The organism is Gimesia alba (assembly GCF_007744675.1).
GTDB lineage: Bacteria > Planctomycetota > Planctomycetia > Planctomycetales > Planctomycetaceae > Gimesia > Gimesia alba.
This window is the reverse complement of sequence record NZ_CP036269.1, coordinates 2,586,602-2,605,963: the sequence shown is the minus strand read 5'-3', so window position 1 is coordinate 2,605,963 and position 19,362 is coordinate 2,586,602. Positions and strand designations below refer to the sequence as shown.

At 49.3% G+C, this 19,362-nt stretch carries 10 protein-coding genes; 6 read left to right on the top strand and 4 right to left on the bottom strand.

Going from position 1 to position 19,362, the window contains the following annotated elements; translation table 11 throughout:
- Positions 1–196 precede the first annotated feature (196 nt).
- The 4 genes from Pan241w_RS09695 to Pan241w_RS09680 form a co-directional block, all read right to left on the bottom strand.
- Positions 197–2,479, bottom strand: coding sequence for a vWA domain-containing protein (locus Pan241w_RS09695; RefSeq protein WP_145214369.1), 2,283 nt, complete (start codon positions 2,477–2,479; stop codon positions 197–199).
- Positions 2,480–2,525: 46 nt separating this feature from the next.
- On the bottom strand, positions 2,526–4,634 hold the full coding sequence (locus Pan241w_RS09690; RefSeq protein ID WP_145214366.1) for a BatA domain-containing protein: 2,109 nt from the start codon (positions 4,632–4,634) through the stop codon (positions 2,526–2,528).
- Between the two features lie 69 nt (positions 4,635–4,703).
- Complete coding sequence (locus Pan241w_RS09685) at positions 4,704–5,615, bottom strand: DUF58 domain-containing protein (RefSeq protein WP_198000437.1); 912 nt, start codon at positions 5,613–5,615, stop codon at positions 4,704–4,706.
- A 39-nt stretch (positions 5,616–5,654) separates the two neighbouring features.
- Positions 5,655–6,647 carry an AAA family ATPase gene (locus tag Pan241w_RS09680; protein ID WP_145214360.1) on the bottom strand — a complete coding sequence of 331 codons (993 nt, stop codon included), beginning with the start codon at positions 6,645–6,647 and terminating at the stop codon, positions 5,655–5,657.
- Between the two features lie 399 nt (positions 6,648–7,046).
- On the opposite strand from Pan241w_RS09680, the gene Pan241w_RS09675 reads away from it, so the two are divergent.
- The 6 genes from Pan241w_RS09675 (at position 7,047) to Pan241w_RS09650 (ending at position 19,299) form a co-directional block, all read left to right on the top strand.
- Positions 7,047–7,895 carry a HEAT repeat domain-containing protein gene (locus Pan241w_RS09675; RefSeq protein WP_145214357.1) on the top strand — a complete coding sequence of 283 codons (849 nt, stop codon included), beginning with the start codon at positions 7,047–7,049 and terminating at the stop codon, positions 7,893–7,895.
- Positions 7,896–7,909: 14 nt separating this feature from the next.
- Positions 7,910–8,356: a transposase gene (locus tag Pan241w_RS09670; RefSeq protein ID WP_145209666.1), complete on the top strand. Its 447-nt coding sequence runs from the start codon at positions 7,910–7,912 to the stop codon at positions 8,354–8,356.
- The gene (locus tag Pan241w_RS09665) at positions 8,353–8,754 is read left to right on the top strand and encodes a transposase (RefSeq protein WP_145209663.1); all 402 of its coding nucleotides are present in this window, start codon (positions 8,353–8,355) and stop codon (positions 8,752–8,754) included. Before Pan241w_RS09670 ends, Pan241w_RS09665 begins: the two co-directional genes overlap by 4 nt.
- 1 nt (position 8,755) lies before the next feature.
- Complete coding sequence (locus Pan241w_RS09660) at positions 8,756–9,442, top strand: HEAT repeat domain-containing protein (protein ID WP_145214354.1); 687 nt, start codon at positions 8,756–8,758, stop codon at positions 9,440–9,442.
- A gap of 364 nt (positions 9,443–9,806) precedes the next feature.
- Positions 9,807–12,332 carry a coiled-coil domain-containing protein gene (locus Pan241w_RS09655; protein WP_145214351.1) on the top strand — a complete coding sequence of 842 codons (2,526 nt, stop codon included), beginning with the start codon at positions 9,807–9,809 and terminating at the stop codon, positions 12,330–12,332.
- Positions 12,333–12,630: 298 nt separating this feature from the next.
- A complete protein-coding gene (locus Pan241w_RS09650) occupies positions 12,631–19,299 on the top strand; it encodes a mitotic spindle assembly checkpoint protein MAD1 (RefSeq protein WP_145214348.1) in 6,669 nt (2,222 codons plus the stop codon).
- The last annotated feature ends 63 nt before the right edge of the window (positions 19,300–19,362 follow it).

Sequence of the window (19,362 nt, the reverse complement as noted above, 5' to 3'; positions counted from 1 at the left end):
TCTGAAAAGATGATGAACCGCAGATCCAGTCCGGAAATACCAGGTCTTATCCTGACGGTGATCCGCAGTAGTTTTTTGATGATTGGATAACAATCGACGGCGCTTCGTATCAGGTATTGTATGGCATTCAGAGCCAGTCTACAAATTGATCGCATCTGTCTGCTCCATTCCGACGTTTCGGCAGCATGTAAACATTTCATACTAATCCCCCTGCCCGTCTCATTCCCCAGGCCGTGCCCCAGATCAGCACCACACATATTAATACCCACCAGCGATCCCAGGCGGAAAAGCGAACGGTCCGCTGGGGAAGTGAATCGGAAAGGTGTTCCTGAAATTCCCGGGCGAACTGCTCTGGATTGGGATCCTCGATCACGGTACCCCCACTTTCACTGGCGATTCTCGCCATAATATCAGAGCGGGCTGCCACCTCGATTTTTTCCAGGAACTGCTGACGGACATCAAAGGCGATCTCGGACGATCTTTGATCCGTTTTTCCTGTTGTATTTTTGATAAAAGAACGATAGCGGCCTTCTGGCAACTGACCAAACAAAACCTGATAAACTCCCGGCTCATCTCCCAGGGGAACCGGTGTGACAGTGTCGAGCGTTTTTCCAGTAGAATCAGTCAGCTCAACGGACGGGACCGCATCCCCGCTGGCGTCTTCGCGCATCAGTAACAAAGCGGAGACGGGCTCATCGGTGGCGTATCTGACTTTTTCCGATCTTAAGACCATATCCTGGCCGGGCACCAGCCCCACACTGGAGACGAGCCAGCGCAACAGACTTTGCCAGAGAGAACCGTAAATTTCGTCATGTTTCTGGAACTGCGGTGCCAGAAACGCCCAGCGCCACATTCCGGAGCCTTCAATTGTCACAACACGTCCTGTGCCGTAAGACTGGTACATGACAACAGGATCACTTTCTGCGGAACTTTGTGAACGGGCCAGCACAACCGCCAGCGGCTTCAGGCGCTCTGGCTTTGCGTGCGTGGTCAGCGAAGGTAGTTGATTGAGCATGCTCTGATCACTTTCTGCGGAAGGCACCAGCCAATTCAGGTTTGCACCACGATCGGTCAGACTCATGCGAAAACGGGATTCCCGGGTCGGCGACCAGCGCACCGGCAACATTTGTGCCAACTCCTGGCTGACGCTGGCCACCGGTGACCCACGATAGCAGACTAAAGATCCGCCATCGCGTGAAACCCAGTTTTTCAATCGCTCGACCAGCGCTTCCGACAAGAAACATTCGGAGTCTCGCCCCAGCACGATCACCTGGTATTGTGAAATCTGCTTCACATCATTCAGCAGTGCATGCGGATCGGAGAGTACCGTGGAAGATTCGGTCCGCTGAATGTCCGCAGCCGGTGAATCGGGATTGCCTGAACTGGCTGTTGGTTGCAGACGAAGTGACCGTTTCAGATATCTGGTTTCTGACATTTTAACGACCGCATCCAGTTCCAACGAAGGATCGGCAGCCAGAGTTCGCATGAGGAATTTTCCATCCCAGTACGGTTTCCCTTCCAGCAGTAAGACACGGATCGGCTCCTTCACAACCTGTAGCAGCAATGTCGCCGAGTTATTAGCCGAAGTGGCTTCCTGAGATAACGGTTTCAGACGGACTTCATATCGATACAGCCCTGGCACTTTTTGTTTGACATTGAAAAGTACGTTCGTCGTCGCATCGGCTGCCAGCCGCACTTCATGGCTCTCGATTTCTTTGCCCTCAGACAGCAGGCTGACCGTCGCTTTATCAGTTACGAGTCCGCGTTGTTTCACTGCCACTTCGACGGGTACATTCTGCCCCGCAAACGATAGTTCCTGCGGGCGGTTCAGCAGGAGTTCCAGGTCCTTCAACTGCAGATTGCCGCCCAGGGTTTTCGTATATACGGGAACCGCCATCGCTTTTGTGGTCCGTAATACGTCCAGCAGAGATTCGATCCCCCCCGGCCCGTTGTGAATGCCGTCGCTGAGCAGAAACAAAGCCTGGCCCTGCGGACGATCATCGGTAATACCGGACGTGATCGCCCCCGTCAAATCGGTGAAGGATCCATCGGGTGTGATCATCGGCAATTCACTCAAGTCTGTGGGAGAGGTGTTACCGGAGAATTTTCTAATTCGCACATCAAAACGAGACTGAAGATCTTTCGTCAATGCTTCCGCGATTCTGATTGCCGACTGAAAACGTGTTTTGCCCTCTTCCACGTCCGCAATGTCCATACTGGCGGAGTTGTCTATCAGGATTGTTAACAGGGGTTTCCCGGCGGGCGGCGCAATCGGTTCAACCCAGATCGGATTGAGTAAAATCAGCAGAACGGCCCCCATCCCGAGCCCCGTTAAGCTGAGGATCCAGATCCAGCGTCGTTTCGACAACGTACCGACCCGCTCCCTGCCATACCAGAACAGCAGGGCAGCTGAGAGGATCGCCAGAGTCATCCACAACGCAGGCGAGATTAAAGGTTCAATGGTGAGCCCTTGAAACATTCAGCTGAACTTTCTTTGATCGCTTCAATCAATCTGGTAATCAGTCTTAGGTACGAAACAGTTTGAGCGCAACAATCTCGCCAATCAGACAGAACATGCAGGCGATCGCCAGCCAGGTCCAGATCAGATCGGTCTCAGTTGCTTCAGTATGATCAATCGTATTGAATTGGATCCGGCGTTCCCCAGCCAGACGTTTTTGTAAAACCTCGGAAGTCAGGCTCCTTAAATCGCTTTCGTCCGGTGACAGGGCCACCACCAATGCATACTCTGTGCCCTGTTGACGCTGGACTCGATAGACGCCGGGCTTGTCAATCCCCTCAGCACTCCAGACCAGACCATACGCTTCCTGAGAAAGGCTCCCGAGACTTTCCGTTTGAAGACGAGGGCCGCTGATTTTCAATCCCTGCAGACTACCTGTTTCGGCGGGTAGATCGACATCAAAGGCTTCCCCGCAGATCCGTTCCTCATTCCCCTGCCCGCGGTGCAGGATGTAGTTTTGCACCAGCTCGGCCAGCAGGGGCACATAAATCGGAGACTGGTGCAGGTTGGAACTCCCCAGATCCGCATTGAAGACAGCCAGAACTCCGGAATCATGCGAGCTGACAACCAGCAGCGCTGATCGATCGCTTAAGGAAGCGAGAATATCGTCTTCCAATGCATTTTCTTTGCGACGCGAAGAGAGCCCGCCTGAAAAACGTAACGGTTCGATTGCTGCATTGAGGTTGTCGCCAAAAATGGAAAATGGTGCACGATCATGCTGCGGCTCTGTCAGCAACAGGTCCTGGCGTCGTTCCGTTAACGCAGGGGGGAAAAAATCGACCGGCAATTGCCCCCCCTCACCAATTGCCTCAGACAGCAGTCGTAAGTTGGTGGCATCGATCGGCTCCGCAGCTACATAAAGAATTCCCCGCCCGCGGCGAAGTAATGCAGCCAGATGTCTGATTGCCTCGAGCGACAGTCGACCTGGATGGTCCAGCACAATCACATCTGCCTCTGCAAGCACCTGGGTATCAAAATTGTCCGGATCCAGTCGGACCAGCCTAGAACTGTTTTGAGTATCTCGCGGTTCCACGGGCAGCAGACCACGTTCAAGATAGTAACTCGAAGAGGGTCGCTGGTTGGCGGGCTGCCTGGTGATCAGCACATAGGCCGGAGGTTGTCGAATTTCAATCGCACAGGGGCGACGGTCGTCGACCGGAAGGGCATCATTGATTCCCACCAGCTTTGCCTCACCGGTTAACCAGCCCGCTTCGCGGGGAATGATTTTGTCGGACAATCTTGTTCTGGAACGGGGCGAACAGAGTCCTTTGATTTGATAGACGGCATCACCCAGAGCAATGTCGACCTGAACCTGTCGCGGTGTGGAAGAATAATTCCCGACGTCGACCACAAGCTGCAATTCCTGCCCCACCTCTGCCCGGCCCTGCGTGGAAACATTGAGAATTGCCAGATTGGGCGGCGTTTCTTCACCAGCCACAGACAGCAGTTGAATTTCAGTATCCTCAGGCAGAACGGAAAAGTTTGCATTGGCCCAATTCGAACGCTGAAAGTCGCTCACAAAGACCAGCTCACGCCGAATATCAGTATTTTCACCGCTTTCCTGAAGCAACAGATCAGAAGCCATATTCAAAGCCAGCTGGACGTTTAACTTTTCCGGTCGGGGAGCCGCTGCAGCCAGTTCCTGCTGTAGTGCGGGAAGGTTTGTGGAAGGAGTGCCGAACACGGCCCTCGATCGCGCACCTGCCAGAATCAGATCTGCCTTCAGATCGGCCTGGTATCCCAGCTTTTTCGACGCCAGTGGTCGCCCACGCTCAAAAAGCTCGACGTTACGGATTCGTGTTGCCATGCTCTGACTCAAATCCATGACAACAACTCGAACGACCCTGGTCTGATCGACGGGTTCCTCTTGCCGCTGCAGACCGATCAGAGGGCGTGCCAGTGCAAAGGTCAGCAAAGCGACGGCAAGCGTTCTCAACGTTAAAACAATAAAATCGCGCAACCGGTGATGTTTACGACGCTGTTGCACCGCACTCTGAATGAAGCGAATTGTGGAACTGGGTACACGGGTTGGCTTCGGCTGAGTCAGTTTGTGAATCAGCAACGGCAAACCAATGGCCAGCGCTCCCAGTAACAAGATCCACGGATGTAAAAACATTTTTTAATTCATTCACTGAAAAAAACAGGCTTCCTGAAACAGGCTCATGATTCCTTCTATCCCGTTGAGTTACCCCTCTCGTTCAACCAGAAATTCCCCGAGCGTCTGCAGATAGGGAATCGCCGTCGATATACGCAGATAGTCACATCCATTCGTAAGCGACAAGGTTCGTACGGAGTCGGTGTGCGCCTGGAAACGCTGCTGGTAGAGCGACTGTATTTCAGCCGGCGAACAATCGACACTCCCTTCATTCTCCAGACCTTCAAAACGATACGCCGTGCCTGCAGGCAGCCGTTCTTCATCAGGATGAATCAGATGCAGGATGATGACTTCTGACTGGCGGTGACGAAACAAACGCACGGCTGCAAACAACTCATCTAGATCTTCAACGAGAAAATCGCTCATCAACATCAGAACGCCGCGCGACTTACTCTGTTCAAATAGCTGCTGCATTGCCCCGGACATACGGGTTTCCGGCACGGGCTGAATCTCTGAAATCAGCTGCTGAATATGAGCAACATGCCCTGGTGTACTTCCAGGCAACAGATACTCCTGCAGTCGATCGGTCAGAATTGCCAGTCCTACCTGATCCTGTCCACGGCAAATCACATGCGACAAAGCGGAAGACAGATACTGGGCATATTCCATTTTGGAGCCCCGCAGGTCTGAACTGCTTTGTGCTCCGAATTTCATTGAGGCACTGGCATCGATGGCCAGGGTACATAACAGATTTTTTTCGTCCTGAAAAAGCCGCACATATGCCTTGCCGGTGCGCGCCATCACTTTCCAGTCGAGCCGCCGCAGGTCTTCTCCATCCGAGTATTCCCTGTAGTCAGTGAACTCTCCTGCTCCTCCCTTTTGGCGAGACTGGTGCCGTCCACTATAGGCCCCCTCAATGCGCTGCCGCGTTGAGAATCGCATATGCTCCAAAGCAGCTAATGCTTTTAGCTCAAGAAACGGGCTTTTTGAATCTGTACTCATCTGATTAGTAAACATATAACGAAATGGCTCGGGAGTTTTTTACTCTTGCGCTGTTTTCAATAAGTGTTCGATCACATCCTGGGTCGATACACCATCTCCCACTGCGCGGTGATTGATACAAATCCGGTGTCTTAATACCGGTAGAGCAACCGCCATGATGTCAGACTCAGTGGGAGCGGTTCTTCCCTTGAGTAAGGCGTGTGCTTTGGCGGCGATGACCAGATTCTGAGAACCCCGGGGTCCTGCTCCCCACGAGATATAATCTTTTACAAACTGGCTGGCACGCGGATCTTGCGGACGGCTGGAACCGCAAAGTAAGACGCTGAATTTCGCGACATTCCGGGGCACGGGAACAGCTAACACCAGATCTCGCAACTGGAGAAACATTTCTCGATCAAGGGCGGCGTCCGGAAGAGCGGGAACGCCTCCGGCCGTTTTCATGACAATTTCTTCTTCCTGATCCGGCTGCGGATATTCGATACGAATCTCCATCATAAACCGATCCAACTGCGCTTCAGGTAAAGGATAAGTACCTTCCTGTTCGATGGGGTTCTGTGTGGCGATCGTGATAAAGGGATCTTCCAGACTGTATGTCTGCCCCCCAACCGTGACCTGTTTTTCCGCCATTGCTTCCAGCATGGCCGATTGTGTTTTGGGCGCTGCGCGATTAATTTCGTCGGCCAGCACCAGATTGGCAAACACCGGCCCGGGCCGAAACGTCATTGTGGGTGAATCGTCATTATTCCGCTTCCCCAGCAGTTCATACCCCGTAATATCTGAAGGCATGAGGTCGGGAGTGAATTGAATGCGGGAAAACTTCCAGTCAAAAGTGGATGCCAACGCTTTGACCATCAAAGTTTTGGCCAGTCCGGGGACCCCCACCAGCAAAGCATGCGATCCGGTTAACGCACAAGTTAACAATAAATCGATCGTTTCATCCTGTCCGACCACAACCTGATGCAGACTCTCTCGAATTGAGCGGACACGACCGACGAATTCTCCAACCTGATCCTCAGCAATTTCTGCTGTCATATCTTGCTCTCTCTTCAAGGAATTTGATCTGAGCAGGGAATACTAAAATATGAGATCTAAGAACGCAGTGCAGCACAGAGAAGTTGAGCTTGGCAACTCTGATCAGAAAATTAATTCACCAGCGCGAAGTTGTTCGATTGCTGGATGAAACAGACACACGCCCCTTAATACTGCTCCAGTCAAACTGCAACAGTCAAAATCATGATCCATAAAGTCTTGCGCTGAGACACTACATCTATTCTGTACATAGACTCAGATTAATGCAAGAAAAATTATATATTTGGTCCCGAATCAGGTACGATACAAGAAGCGCTTAGCAGCCCCCTGTCGGCCTGTTATCCTTCAGGAATTTTTTACTCAGCGGCGCCGGTGAGCGACTTTTTTCTGGAAACCTTGCGAATGGTAACAGACTTGCTTCAGATACAATGCTTGCTCGTCTTCCTCTGTTGTCTCCTGCTTGCCACTCAACTCAGAGCGGACGAAGTTACAGAGTTGGTGAATTTGCTGCAATCGGACAACCCCAAGGTGCGATACGCTGCGGCACGTTCACTGAAAGCACTCGGTCCGAAGGCGAGAATCGCCATCAAGCCGCTGATTGCTGCACTCAATGATCCAGGTAAACCAGTCGATGTAGAATTCAACTTCTTCGGCCCGCGCGTTCAAGATGTTGCGTCTGAGGTACTTGTAGAGATTGGACCACCAGCGGTTCCCTCACTGATTAAAGCACTGAGTCACCGCGACAAGACAGTCCGCCAATATGCCGCGAAAACGCTCGGAGAAATTGGTCCCCCCGCGAATCATTCCTTCAACGCACTAAAAAACCTCCTGACTGACGATGACGAATGGGTTCGCTGGGATGCCGTTCGTGCCGTTGGGAAAGTAGGCGTCACCCCTCAAAAAGCAGTGCCTCTCCTTGAAAGCGTGTTTCGTCGTTCCAAAGAAGAAGACTTCGTTCGCGAAGCCGCCCTGACAACACTTCATGATGCCGACCCGAAAGGGACGCTGGCCATCCCGTTGCTTGTTGAAGGATTAAAGAACGCCAATGGTGACATTGTGGCTGCATCAGCACAGACCCTGGGCAAGTTCCATGGTAGGGCACAATCTGCTGTGCGCGATCTGAATGATCATTTACTCACAAAAAAACGACGGTGGGATGCATATTACGATGTTGGCTACACTAGAGGTTGTCTCATAACGTCAAAAAAAGTGAACGGTTTGGCGCGTCTTTTGCATGAAGTGTTCTCCTGAAAGGAGAATTTCTTATGTATATGACGCTGGTCTGGTGGCCCAAACGAAAACGGGTTTCCACAAAAACAGCGTCCAGGACGGAACGCCCGGTCGTTTTGACCGATAAACAATGGTCTTTAGTCGCAAAACTGTTTCCCTGGACTCCCCCTTCCAAAAAGGGAGGACGTCCAAAAGCCCATCCACGAGATTGCCTGGAAGGCATTCTCTGGATTTTGGTGACAGGAGCACGATGGAAAGATTTACCAAGAGAGTATCCCTCAAAAGCGACGTGCCATCGACGTTTCCAGCAATGGACGATCGAAGGGCGGCTCTTATCTGCCTGGCAAATCATCTTGGAACGAATGGATGATGCTGGCCAGATTGATTTCTCGGAAACCTTTGCTGATGGCACTTTTGCCTCGGCAAAAAAAGGGGTAGAAGAGTTGGCCCGACTCGTCGTGGCAAAGGCACAAAGGTCATGATTTTTGTCGATCGTCACGGGACACCTGTGGCGATCGACACAGAATCGGCCCGTCGTAGCGAAGTCAAGCTGATCGAACCGCTGCTTGAAAAAATCACATTGCAAAATCGACAACCCGAGCGACTTGTTTATGACAAAGCCGCCGATTCGGACTCGTTGCGCAAACGGCTGATGGAAAAGAATATCGATCTGATCTGCCCGCATCGAAAATCGAGAGTCAAACCGCCGACGCAAGATGGTCGAAAGCTTCCACGCTTCAAACGACGTTGGATTGTGGAACGCAGTATTGCCTGGCTCCACAACTATCGTCGCATTGTCACGCGCTGGGAATATCACGATTACCTCTACGAAAGCTTTGTAATTCTTGGGTGTTTATTTACACTATTAAAAAGGTTTTGAGATGCCCTCTATGCCCGTTCGTCTCGACATCATCCGGGCCCTGGCTGACATTGGTCCCAAAGCAGCAGCCGCAGTTCCAACATTGAAGCGGTTTCTGGCGAGTGACGTGCTTATGGACAACGAAAACAGGGAGCAAGAGAGTAGGACCTCTGGGCTCTGGGAGGGGATACACGAGGTTGAGATCGTCAAAGTCTGGGCAGCTGCTGCACTGGTAAAAATCGTCCCGAACCAACCGGAGGCCAAAGCAGGATTCGACTTTCTCGTTCGGAAGGTGCGCGAAGGTCCAACAAATAATACTCAAGCTCAGTCAGAGGCGGTGGAAGCCTTAAGTGTAATTGGCAACGATGCCGCCATAGCCGTGCTCATTCAGGCCCTCGAAATAGAAGATAAGTCGGAATGGGGAACATTTCGGGAGACAGTCTTAAAAGCACTGGGTGGCATCGGTCCCTCTGCCAAGGCAGCCATCCCCGCACTACGGAAGGCGTTAATCGAAAAGAACCCGAATCGTTTCGGCGTCCCACGTGAGGCCGCCCGCGCCTTGGGAGAAATGGGAGCATCGGCCCAAATAGCGATTCCGGATCTCGACAAGCTGCGCGCGTCAGACGATATGTGGCTGCGCGAGATTGCAGAGAATGCCATCCGGAAACTCTCGACAGACAAAAAGAAGACAAATGTCACAAAAGAATAAACCTGCTCGATACAGCATGATTTACCAACCGACGGCTCTCCCGCAACTCTGGTAAACTGGCGCCCCATAGTGCTCAGCAAACCCAAAGACGTTATCTGCAGGAATCTGATCTCGTTCATCATCCTTCAGGCGAAATGCACTTTGGAACAAACATCCTATTTATCCCATCTTCAATATGAAAACAGTTGACTTTTGTCTCAGTAAAAGTTTAGAGTGAACCCACAACTGAACATAAAAACCATCGGTATACAAAACCTGGAACTGAATACTCAATCTTTAGGTCAACTCGGGAGAAGCTGTCGTAATGAAACCAATCCGATCTCAAATCACTTTGACGTCGTGCCTTATGTTGCTAATTCTGTGGATGAGCAGCAACACAGGCTATACACAGAACTTTCAAACCCAGATCGCCAAAACCAAGACGTCAAAACTAAAACGCAGCTTCAAGCATCTGATTCGAAACTCTGCTGACTTCGGAAATGATTTGGTTAATTCAGAGCAGGATTCAAAAGAGGCAGAAACAAACCCGCTCAAAGATCACTTGAAGTTCGAATTACTCACAGGTGGAAAGTGGGTGACGCTCGACTCCTCCAGTTCCCAGATCGAAGCGACAAATCAGCCGCTCAGAATTTCTTATGTCCCCTTAAAAGATCCTGTTAAGAATTCAAATGTGGAACTGACTTTTCAAAAGTGTCATTCTGAGTTTAAAATCAAAAAAGAAAAAGCAATCCTCACTTTCAAGCTCACTCCCTTTTCTCCACAGAAGAAACGTAACAAACTAGGTGGACGGTCTTCAGAAGTAATCTCCAGACTACCCGCAGGAATGTATTCCATTGATATTACGACAAATGATTCTAAAAAAATAATTGATTTCTGGCTCAAAGTATCGGCGGCCTCGCCAGAGCCACCAATCATCAGTTCCATTGATACGCGGCTGGCAGAACAGGGAGAGCTGTCGCTCAAGCTGAAGAACGTTATAGCCGGAGATCAGATCAGCCTGTTTGTCAATGGTGAACCCACGAAGCCTGTGATCATCAGAAAAGAATCCAAACTCGATTCCTATTTCTTGTTTGGACCAATTCTCCCCCCCGGCACTTCGTTGATCACTGTCAAAGTGAAGCGGCACGACAAAGAGAGTGATTATTCATCCGCGGTCAAAACAACTGCACGATCCACCGTCATCATGGCTCGTAATACAGAATTGATCGAGGAAAACTTCAAAAACAGATCACGAAACAGCCAAGATGATCCCCGCCTGGAAGACGATTCCGAATTCGAATTCGTCAACAGTCGGTATTCAAAAAAGAAAAAGAAACGCAAATACGTCACCAAAGACGAATTAAAGGAAGAGTTAGCAGAACAGCTTGAAAAGTTGAATGACTCAATAAAAGGAGAGATCGCACAGGCACATCAGGCGCAGGCTCTCTCTGCATATGAAAAACAAATTGACTCATTAAGCACACTTGTCGAAAAGATTACTAAAGAACTGACTAAGCAGCAGCAGGCAGATCAGGCCCTCCAAAATCAGATCAATGGAAAATTTGCCGACCTGAATCGCGAGATCCAGTCACTGAAAAAATGCATGAAATACCTACGCACAGGCTGGGGTAATGAAGCGGTCTTTAGCTGGCCCTCTCCCGAAGCCGTCAGGGAATCATACCTCAAAAACATTAAACAGCTCGAAACACTACCCTTTTTAACCCATCGCGTACTCATCGAAAAAGAATATAGCGACAAGATTCTGGATGCCTGTAAAAAGTCGGGAGAATTCACTCTTGATATCACTTTTAAAACAATGGATCCCCAGCAGGCAACGAGTGAATTGATGCGAATCGTTTCTTTTTCCCAGGACCCCAATCTGCGGAATTTCACACTGGGGCAGTACAAAGACGAACTGGTTTTTCGGATCAGGACAGACGCTGGGAATGCTCTAGACCAAAACGGGCTGAGCAAAACGAATGGAGGATCTCAAGGAGTTCATTTCAAAAAAGGAATCAAGGCAAACGAAATCCACAATGTCGTGATCAGCTTTTATGACCAGACACTTCACTTCTGGCTGGATGGTAAAAAATTGCCGCTGACCGAAAAATATGCGGCGCCCATCTCAGGCTGGGATAAATCATACAGGCTGCTTCTCGGCGACGAGCTTGTTGTGACTGATGGTAAGCGAAAATGGGACGGCGAAGTCCATTCGTTTTCGATCCGAAACCGAGGCGTTCACCTGGCCAGACCGGATGCCGATGTTTTTGAATGTTTATTTTCAGGAAGCACGCCAAATGCAAATCATACCGTTTCAATAAACGACTCACTGACCACCCAATCACCGGATACCTTCACTGCAAGTCCCACTACAGCGATGAATACTGACCCCACTTCTGAATCTCGTTCTCCTGACACTTCTACTTCCAGCTCCGATTCTGACTCCGATTCCGATACTGATACTGATTCGATTGACCTGGAGACCTCGGAAAGCAAAAAGATCGCGGTCAAGGAATTTGCCTTCCCCTTCCCTGCTTCGTTCCCTCTGCCGCGCTATCATCGCGATGGAAGCTCCTTTGAAACAGAGGGGGCGGTCCTGGATCAAATGCGGTTAGCCATCACCAAAGATGGACGATATCAACTCGACTTCGAAACCCGATCGACAGTTCGGGCCGAAATCACGCTGCAACTACTGGTGCAATTAGATAACGGACAATGGTACCCCCTCACGATTCCCAAACAGACGATCGTCCCCTCAGAGTATAAACAGGACCAGTCCGAATCGGCAAAATATGCCGAAAGCAAGTCCATAAAGGGCTATGCCCCCATCCTGGTCAATCGGAGTGGACAGATCCGCGATATTCGCCGCCGCGGCAATGCCGTGTTTGGCACCCCGCCTTATAACAATTAAGTGCCAATTGAAAATCAGTCAGGCCATGAGTTCCTTCATTCAGATGGAGTTCATGGCTTTTTTCATGAGTTCTTTGCGTTTGAAACGGAATGTTGCCACCACCCATCCTACCCATTCTAACTAACAGGAACCCCTAGGACCCGGATAATCGTTACGGTTTCAATTATTGGAATTATCGATAGGTGTAAATTTCACCCAAGTCGATAAACAGACGTGTATAGAGATTTCACTTCAGCACTAGTGAATTTCAATCCAGATCTTAAGCCTTCTCATTTTGAACAAGCATGGATGCCTCGTCATGAAGAAGTTTCTCGGTTTATTGTTGAATTGTATGGCCGTTTGTCTCTGCTCCGCCATCGGCATTGGAGCCGGCATGTACTGGATACAAACGACCCAACAACATCCGGCAACCGCCCCCACCATCCAGCAGGTAGGCTCCTCTCATACCAGACAACTTGAGCAAGCACCAAATCTAATCAGGGTCCCCGCTGCACCAGCGAGCCAGGCCAGCCCGATCCCTACCTCGGTCGCTCCGCAAACTAGAGTGTTGCAACAAGTGGCCGCAATTAATAGTCAGCCTACTGTTTCCCCAAATGAGACAAGCGTTTCCTTACTCGTCGATAATAAAACAGTTGGAACAATCAATAAAGATGGTACTGGTGGAACCGCTCCCATATTTTATCTAACGCCGGAAGAACTGAAGAGTATTTCATTTCTATTCACAAAAGGAAGTGATATTGGGGCGACTGATATCACCCAGCCGGCAGCAACGGGGATTCAGGGTTCTTTAGTGTTCGCTACGTCCTCTGCGAACCCAGTAACCGCAACGTATTCCATTCCCCCACAGACTTTTGTCAACGGTGATTTGACTATTGTGGTAAGTCTTCCGACTAGTTCGACTGCATCTGATACATTCACTTTCCAGATCAAAAATTATCCCATCATCAAATCCGTTGAAGTGAAATCTCCCAAAACCTCCAGCACGGTCACTTCGATTACGGATGGAGGCGAATATTTTCTGCCTGGTCCCACCGCAAATCTGTCGGTTCTCATTAGTGGCACACAGATCGATTGCAAGCTGGAACTATTTCGCAAAACAGGCACTACCGAAGAATCTTTGCTTTCAGTAAACAAACCAGCCGCCGATTTTGGTAACCCGGTTACGCATGAAATCAAGCAGACGGGTGAGTACGTATTGAAACTGTTTGAACAAGATAAACCAGCTCCCTACGAAACGTTCGAATTCAAAATCAAAAACATCATTCAGAACCAGCCTCAATACCCTGAAATCGGCATTGTTACAGATAGTGGTGACGGCGATCCTTCTATGCTCGCCATTGATTATTCCGAACCAAATTCCAACGTAAATGGAACTCCCTGTTATCTGCTTCGCAGTTCGAATCTGATACTCAATATTACGAAATCGAAAGACCGAACAGCCGTCTTCGAATCTCAGAAGATCGATTCGATTCCAGCGACTGCCAATCAATTCGAGTCAAATATAAAAGCGGTCAAAGACGAAGTCTCATCGACTGCAGAAACTTACACTCTCTCTGGACTTGAACATGGTATCTACCAGTTCCGGTTTAAAGACAGTTGGGTCAGCGAACCAGGTAAGGGTCAATCAAAAACGATTACCGTCATGATCCCCAGACCGGCTGCGATCAACCCGTTGAAACCAGCACTCACTTCCTACAAGAATCAGAAATACGCAGAACCCAAAACAAACTTTCAGAACACTCTCAACGTATTTAACGGGTATCTCGTCTTATCCGGAACCAATGCCAGCCCGGATCGTGCGTTAAAATTCATGCTCTTCAACCAGAGCGGCGGCAAACTTCTGCCAGCGACTCCACAACAATTGAAAGTAGACTACCAGCCAGGACAGAACGGTGCCTGGCAGGCAACACTGAAGATCAATAAAGACGGAGCAATTGTTGATGAATCGCTGTATATTCTTAGACAGGAAGGCGATCAATTTTCGTTTTCTAACGCCGTCAAAATTCAACTTCAAAACAGTACACTGACAGAAAACTCAGGAACGATACAGCTTTCTGCTTTCAAGATAGGCTCTGATGAAAAATCACCGGTAGCCATATCTACTACAGAGCCTTTCTTCCTGAATACGAATTCCCCCATCTTTCAGAGTACCTCTGGTGGCTCACAGAATATTCAGTATGTCCTGTTTTCCAAAGGATCGAACAGTCCCATAGGATTTGGTGACTTCGAAAACATGAAAACAGCGAAGTTTCTCGCCCCCTTACCCGACGGTCAATACAAACTCTACATTAAATTTGCGCAAGGCGACCAACTCTCCAGCAGTCAAAGCGAGACATTCACGCTCAACATTCAGAAAGGCGGCTTGGAAGTGGTCGACGTCCAGCCTCCCAACTTCGGAACGGCCCCCGGTGTGGTAAAGCTGAAAATCAAATTTTCTTCCAAGAATCCATTAGAAGGGGATGATAAAGACCCATTTTCTTCTGTTGATCTCAAAAAAATATTCCATCTCATCCCCAGCAAAGGTACCGGCAACTTTCTGAGTGGTGAAACGTTGAATATCACTAAGGGAGTCTACCAGTCGTATGACAATGCAGTAATACTCTCATTTGAAAACATACCAGCCGATATTTATCAACTCGTGATTACAGGAAGTGAACTCAAAGACATTTTCGGCAACAAGCTGGAGGGGAACGATAAACAGCCCGGCACCAATTTTGTCCGTGTTTTAAACAAACCCGGTAGTGACTCCGCCTCTGCCAGTCGCACCGCCGTTCCCGCGGTCCCGACTACGGAATTTGTGGAATATCATGAATATGAAAAACGGGATCTCCCTGCAGATGGATTCAATCCTTCAGACAAAGTCGTGACCCGGGTCGCGCGGCTGTATTACTATCGCGATGCCCATCGGGTTGCACAGATTCTCAATTCGGAAGTTCAGTCGCTGAATCATAAAGGCTACCAGGAGGCCCAGCTGCAAGCCGATCAGGCCAGAGAATCCTACGAAGCAGCCGTCCTCAATCGCCGTCTGCAGGAAGAAAAAGCGATTCGCGCCTCAAAAGAACTGCGGCAAAAAGAAAACGAATACCGTAACCAGCAACAGATTCTCAGCGGCCTGGTGCGTGAACGTGCCAACCCCGATATTGATGACGCGACCAAAAACCAACTCGAGTCTGCCATCACTGATGCTCAGCGGGTCATGAACGACTTGCGGGGCGATATCTCGACACTGTCTTCTGAGATGAATACTGAAGACGACGAGCTCAAAAAACTGGATCTGAAAGAAGACCAACTCAGCGCAGCATTGTTCCGCAGCGAATTGCGGGCGGAAAAAACAGATCTTTATACCATCGGAAACGGTGATCCTGAATCTTACGACGCCGTTCGACAAGTCACGATTAAAGTCATCGGTGAAGGATTGATTCATCTGCGAGGTCCGATCAAAGGGGTGAATATCATCCGGACGATGATCAACCAGATCGATTCCCCCGTCGGACAGGTTCGCATTGCGATGCACACCATCCAGGTCAACGGCGAAGATGCCAAACGTATGGAAAACGTCGCCGACCGGATTCAGAAATCAATCGATCAGAGCCGGTTTCTGACCGTGCAGTCTGCCCAGATGTTACGCAAAGCAATCGTCGCCGTCGCTTCCGAAGTCGCCATCTCCACCTGTCAGGATGGATTCGCGATGACACAGGAACAGCGCGACGAAAAATATCTGTACGCGTTCTTCGGACGCGATTTCATTGAAGCACTTCAGGAAATGGATTCCGAATTCCTGCAGTCCGGCAACAAACTGCTCTCCATTCATTCGATGGACACCACCAGTCTCTCGTCTGCCCTGTTCGTGCTGGCACTAGCCAAAAACGACATTCGGCAGCAGATTCTGGCACGATTTTATGCCTCGATTGAAACAGACCTGCCTAATGCAGAATGCCAGTTCCTCTACCAGGGCGGCATTACGAAAGCGAACAAACATCCGCATAAAATGAACCTGCTGGCACCGTATGCCAACTTCCAGTCCTTCCGGGGTTTCTTCGATCACGAAGTCATCGGCACCGATACCATGACGCCGATCCAACGCGAATTCGTCCGGCTGGCACAAATCTTCAAAGCCAAACTGACCACCGAACGAGAACTCAACCTGCACGTCATGGAACGCGCCATGATCGAACAACGCGTCGGCAACTATCTGGAAGAACTGAAAGCAGCCAAAGCAAAAGAAGATCTCGAAGAACAGGCACTCGCGGAAGTACAAAAATCGGTGCAAGACAGCCAGATCAAAGTCATCCAAACCACAGCCCGATTACAGGCACGCGTTTCTCAAATCAGCAATGAATACGCTGCAGTCACACAGAAATTTGATTCATTTCAGAGGGTCTTCGAACAGGTTGTGAACGAAGTCTTAAGGGCATTTGCGGTTAACAAGACAATCGACATCAATTCGTTATCAGAAGCAGAAAAAGCTCAGCTTATTAAAACTCTGTTTCCTATCGACCCGGAAGAAGGTCAGAATATATATACTCCTTTTGATCAACGGCTTTGGGTTGTCTTAGTGAATTTTTTCCCTGAAATAATTCAAAATTCCCAATCCCTAAACAATCTGAGTTCAAACATTTCACCTTTAATTAAATCATCAAAAAATATTCAGATTACAAATTCAATGATTCAAGAGAGCTTGAGTTCCGTACGACAGAATCTTAATACCCTGAAGAACAAAGAAGGATATGAACTGTACAAGAAGGTAATTCTCAAGCAAAAGGGAAAATTCAAATACGGAAATAAAGTATTCAATTTTAGATTTGAAAATTTTAGTTCAAATAACTCTAACAAAGTCGCTTTAATGATCACTGGTCAACCGAATTTTGATGATCTCGATAAAATCACAAAAGCATATGTCAATGACGCAAGACAGGCGATAAAAAAACTGTATTGGTATAACCAGACGGAAGCGATGCAAAAGAAATTGGATCAGGCACAACATTACCTTAATGAAATCGAAAGTAAAGAAATGGATTCGATGCGAGACATTCATCGCATTGCCCGTGCCTATTACCTAATCAAAGATGTCAGCGAGCATACGGCAGATACAGCCCGACATTTTGTTGAAGAACTTCAAGACGTAAACCAAAAACTGGGTAAAGCAGGAACCGATTCCGCGGGTATTCAAACGGCCTATTCCAATTGGAGAACGGTCAATTCACAGGTCTTTCAATATCTGAAAAGTGGAAATCCGATCTACGAAGAAGCAATCGAACTTTTCCAGACGGTCGACAAATCATTCAATGAACTGTTTGAAGCGGGACTGAAACTGAAATTTGCTGAACAGAATGCGAAAAACTCCCGTCTTTCGCTGGATCACAAAAAGTTCCTCGACATGCAAATCGACCAGACAGAGGATAAATTCATCGAACTGGTCGAAGGAACCCGGGCACATACCGCCAACATCGATAACTATCTGAAGCGCATCGCCACCGCACTGGAAGACGATTTCAATACGCAGTTTTATTATCCCGCCTTCAAGGAAGCCCGTGATGCCAGCCGCTACTGGAATGTTTCGTTCGGCTCGATGGAAACATCCAGCATCCTGACCAACAACCGCTCGCTGGGTAAAGTCGCCCCCAAGGCGACGATCGAATTCGATCTCCCCAAACGGCAGTTGGCCATCGTCGAAGGCATGAATATTGCCGAGGCTGCGTTTAAAGAATATGGCGCCTTGGTGAATGACCCGACCTTCCTGGCAATTACCTCCATGAACGGTGGCGAGAACGTGCAGGGGGGATATACGATCAAACCCGATTCGTTAGACAAACAGGTCTTAGGACAACCGGGATCTCAGGGGCAACGTTTCGGCTCTGCATTTGAAAATTTAATTCCGGACCCAGCCGTGTTCAAATTCGAAACAGGAACCGGCTTCACTGTTCGCCCCGTCATTCAGCCGGACGGTCAGGCGGTCGTCTTCGATCTGAACTATCTCTATCGTACCAATGTGCGGGAACCTGTTCGGGCTGACGAAAAGCATCTGGGAAGAATTAAGGAACACTTCATCGATACCGACGTCCAACTGGGGAACTACGAACTCCGGGAAATCAGCCGCTTTGTGATCGCCTTGAAAGCATCGCGAACTGCTAATGGAGTTCCACTTCTGTCGGACGTACCGGGAGTCGGCGTCCTGTTCCGACCGACGCCAAGTGCAGAAAGTTCTCTGCAACAAAGCCAGATCATGAGTCAGGCGGTCATCTATCCGACCCTGTTTGACTTGATGGGACTCCGCTGGGCTCCCGCGGTCGCTGATGTCGGACCGCTGGAACTGTCTAACCGCGAGTTCATCTCCAAAGGCCGCGATCGCTTCCTGAAAAATCGCGTTTACGACTACGCTGGTTCGCAGGTCGATCAATTCCTGCAGATCAAAGAACCGGAACGACGCTCCGACCTGTACCGTACACAGGAAACCATTCCCGATGTCCATCCCAACGGATACATGGGGCCTGGCTTGAATCTTAAACGAAGTCACCTTCAGGAAAACTTTCATCCTGAACAACAAAATCCTTCCGAACGATTTATCCCCCGTTCCAACCGTGATGGTTTTAGAGACACTGACCGGGCAGTTCCGGTATTACCATCAGGTCCCGGCTTGAATTCACTGCCGCCAATTCCCTCGGCAGCGCCCGCTGAGACTTCAGCAATGCCGGTCCGGGATAACCAGATTCAGCCAGCTTCCTGGACGGCCACAGATTTATCCCCTAAACGGGAGCCGACAATCGTGAGCCCTCAGCAGGAAGCCCGGATTTCTTCACCCAGAAGAGTGGTTTCTCAATCAGTGACGCGTTCAGCTCCGACTGCGGCCACACCAAAGGTACCAGCAAATAATTATCCAGTTCAACAAAAAGCGGCACCTTCACAACCCAAACAAACCAGTATCTACAAACGGTCTGTCTCTCGAATTAAATCACTTTTCAGGAATTAAAACACGCCAAGTGAATCGGCTTTTCTCACTCATAATCCATCAGACTAATTGAACATAAGAGTC